This is a genomic window from Dethiothermospora halolimnae (assembly GCF_037577855.1).
In the GTDB taxonomy this organism is placed as follows: domain Bacteria; phylum Bacillota; class Clostridia; order Tissierellales; family VENL01; genus Dethiothermospora; species Dethiothermospora halolimnae.
Genome location: NZ_JBAKFX010000123.1, coordinates 1 through 2,859, shown reverse-complemented (window position 1 = coordinate 2,859; position 2,859 = coordinate 1). Strand labels below are relative to the sequence as shown.

Annotated in this window: 5 protein-coding genes; 1 reads left to right on the top strand and 4 read right to left on the bottom strand. The window is 34.0% G+C overall.

The window, feature by feature from the left end:
• The 3 genes from V6137_RS20755 to V6137_RS20745 all read right to left on the bottom strand — a co-directional run.
• Positions 1-232 (bottom strand): (2Fe-2S) ferredoxin domain-containing protein (locus tag V6137_RS20755; RefSeq protein WP_425449859.1); only part of this gene is annotated, 232 nt, incomplete at its 3' end.
• Between the two features lie 29 nt (positions 233-261).
• Complete coding sequence (locus V6137_RS20750; RefSeq protein WP_425449858.1) at positions 262-627, bottom strand: (2Fe-2S) ferredoxin domain-containing protein; 366 nt, start codon at positions 625-627, stop codon at positions 262-264.
• Positions 628-646: 19 nt separating this feature from the next.
• Positions 647-1,135: an NADH-quinone oxidoreductase subunit NuoE family protein gene (locus V6137_RS20745; protein ID WP_425449857.1), complete on the bottom strand. Its 489-nt coding sequence runs from the start codon at positions 1,133-1,135 to the stop codon at positions 647-649.
• A 221-nt stretch (positions 1,136-1,356) separates the two neighbouring features.
• On the opposite strand from V6137_RS20745, the gene V6137_RS20740 reads away from it, so the two are divergent.
• Positions 1,357-1,713: a LysM peptidoglycan-binding domain-containing protein gene (locus V6137_RS20740; RefSeq protein WP_425449856.1), complete on the top strand. Its 357-nt coding sequence runs from the start codon at positions 1,357-1,359 to the stop codon at positions 1,711-1,713.
• 97 nt (positions 1,714-1,810) lie between these two features.
• Here the strand turns inward: V6137_RS20740 and V6137_RS20735 are convergent.
• A partial coding sequence (locus tag V6137_RS20735) for a [FeFe] hydrogenase, group A (RefSeq protein WP_425449855.1) occupies positions 1,811-2,859 on the bottom strand: 1,049 nt, incomplete at its 5' end.

The window sequence follows — 2,859 nt, the reverse complement described above, 5'->3', positions numbered from 1 at the left end:
TTGTTTCCACATCATCTACTTTTAAGTGGCTATAGAATGATCCCTCTGGATATACTATGGCTATAGGTCCTGCCTCACAAAGTCCAAAACACCCTGTTCTTACAACTTTAATTTCATTATCTAAATCCTTCTCTTTTAATAATTTTTCAAACTTATCCTGTATTTTATCTGACTTTGATGAGGTACATCCTGTACCTCCACATATTAATACATGTGATCTATATATATTCATTAAACTAACCTCCCTACCTGCTTAAATAGTTATCTTTCTTTTCCTATTGTATAATCAGTAACTACATTTCCATTAACTATATGTTCTGCTATTACTTTCTTAGCTTTATCCTCTGTCATTTTCACGTATGTTACCTTTTCTTCCCCAGGCTTGTACACTTCAACTATAGGCTCTAGGTCACATATTCCTATACATCCCGTTTGAATAACGGTAACATCCCCTAAATTTCTTTTCTTAGTCTCTTCAAGTAAAACCATTAAAACAGACCTAGCACCTGCAGATATCCCACAAGTTGCCATTCCCACTACTATTCTTGTTCCCTTTCTTTCTCCCCTTAATGTAACCTTATTAAGGGATGCTTCTCTAATCTTTTTTAGCTCCTCTAGAGATTTCATTTAATACACCTCCCCATTATTAACCTTTATATTTTTCTATGATATCATCTATCTCACTTACATCTAATTTTCCATAAACATCTTCATTTACAGTCATAACTGGAGCTAGTCCACAGGCTCCTATACATCTAGTAGCTTCAAGGGAAAATTTCCTATCCTTAGTTGTACCTCCAATTTCTACTCCCAGTTGGTCTTTTATTTTGTCTATAATATCTTGAGCCCCTTTAACATAACAGGCTGTCCCTAAACAAACCCCTATTTCGTATTTTCCCTTTGGTATTAGTGAAAACTGGGCATAAAAAGTTACTACACCATATATCTCTGATAGGGGTATGTTTAATCCTTCGGATATAATACTCTGAACTTCTATTGGAAGATATCCGAATATTTTTTGTGCTTTATGAAGTACAGGCATTAATGCCCCTTTTTTATTTTCATTTTCTTTAATAATTTCTTTTAACATCTCTATATTCTCTTTGTTTACATCAAAATCAAACTTAAATTCCACATCTCTACCTCCTTAACTAATCCATCATGGTATTATATCAAATATTATTATTTTATTATATGTGTTAATTCTACTAGCTAATTATATATTAATATTCTGAAAATTTCAATTTCGACATTTTTTTAACACTTTTCAACTCTTCCCTAATATCTGTATTATTTTTCACAGCATAATTAATCATAGAATATACTATAGTAAATACATTTTAAAGGAGTGTTTATATGTACAGTTTTTATCCAAGTTTACCTAAAGCTCCTTTGGGAACTTTCACCTATACTGTGGAGCCTGGAGATACTTTATATAATATAGCTGATAGATTTAACACCACTATATCAAATATATTAGTTTTTAATTATATCCCAAATCCAAATATGCTATATCCTGGACAAAATCTAATAATCCCTTACTCTCCACCAGAAGCCATAATATACACCGTAAAACCAGGTGATACACTATATGCTATTGCCAAAGAATATAATGCCAAAATAGATGTAATACTAGACTTTAACTACCTTCCAAACCCAGACGTAATCTACCCTGGGCAACAACTGGTTATCCCTCCATATTTAAGAGATTAAAAAGAATGGTGCAGGGTGAAAAGTGTAGAGTAGAAAAAATAAAGGATTGGCTTTTAGCCAATCCTTTCTCTCTGCTCCTTGAATCCTGCACTTTGCTCTATATTCTACCTCTTTTTACATAACCAGTATGAAGCAACTCATGGGCCTTGTGACTATTTGGTTTTTCTAAAAAGTCACTATATAGTTTCTTTATCTCTGGATTTTCATGGGATTTTCTTATAGCTTTAGCTTCGTCTTCATCATAAAGGGCTTTCGCTCTTAAAGTTTTCACATCTTTAGTCATTCTATCCTTAGCACTTAGGTGAGGTTGACCTCCACCGGTTACACAACCACCTTCACATCCCATTATTTCTATAAAGTGATAGTCTGCTTCTCCACTTTTAATTTTTTCCATAAGTTTTCTAGCATTTCCCGTTCCATTTGCTACAGCTATCTTTACAGTTGTATCTCCAAGTTCTATTTCTGCCTCTTTAATTCCTGCTGTTCCCCTAACTTCATCATACTGTATTTTATCTAATTCTTCACCTAAAACTACTTCCGATACCGTCCTAAGGGCAGCCTCCATAACTCCACCTGTTGCTCCGAAGATTACCCCAGCTCCTGTAGTTTCTCCTAATACCTGATCAAATTCTTCATCTTCCAATTCATTAAAGTCTACTCTAGCTTCCTTAATCATTCTTGCAAGTTCCCTAGTGGTTATAACATAATCAACATCTTCTTCCATGCCTTCTCTTCCTATTTCAAATTTCTTAGCTATACATGGCATTACAGATACCGATACTATATCTTTAGGATCTATATTATTTATCTTAGCATAATAGCTCTTTATTATGGCTCCCGTCATTTGTTGTGGTGATTTACAACTTGATAAGTTATCTATTAATTCTGGATAGTTATGTTCACAAAACTTAATCCATCCCGGCGAACATGATGTTATCATTGGAAGTTTTCCACCATTTTCTAGTCTATCTAAAAGTTCATGACCCTCTTCCATTATTGTTAAGTCTGCTCCAAACACTGTATCAAATACTTTATCAAAACCTAGTCTTTTTAAAGATGCAACCATTTTTCCTGTTACCCTAGTTCCTATTTCATATCCAAACTCTTCCCCTAGGGCTGCCCTTACTGCTGGGGCTGTTTGAACAA

What these genes read in the sequence shown, in the direction of transcription:
- V6137_RS20750 (WP_425449858.1), bottom strand. Translation starts at nt 627, where the DNA reads ATGAAATCTCTAGAGGAGCTAAAAAAGATTAGAGAAGCATCCCTTAAT.
- V6137_RS20740 (WP_425449856.1), top strand. Translation starts at nt 1,357, where the DNA reads ATGTACAGTTTTTATCCAAGTTTACCTAAAGCTCCTTTGGGAACTTTC.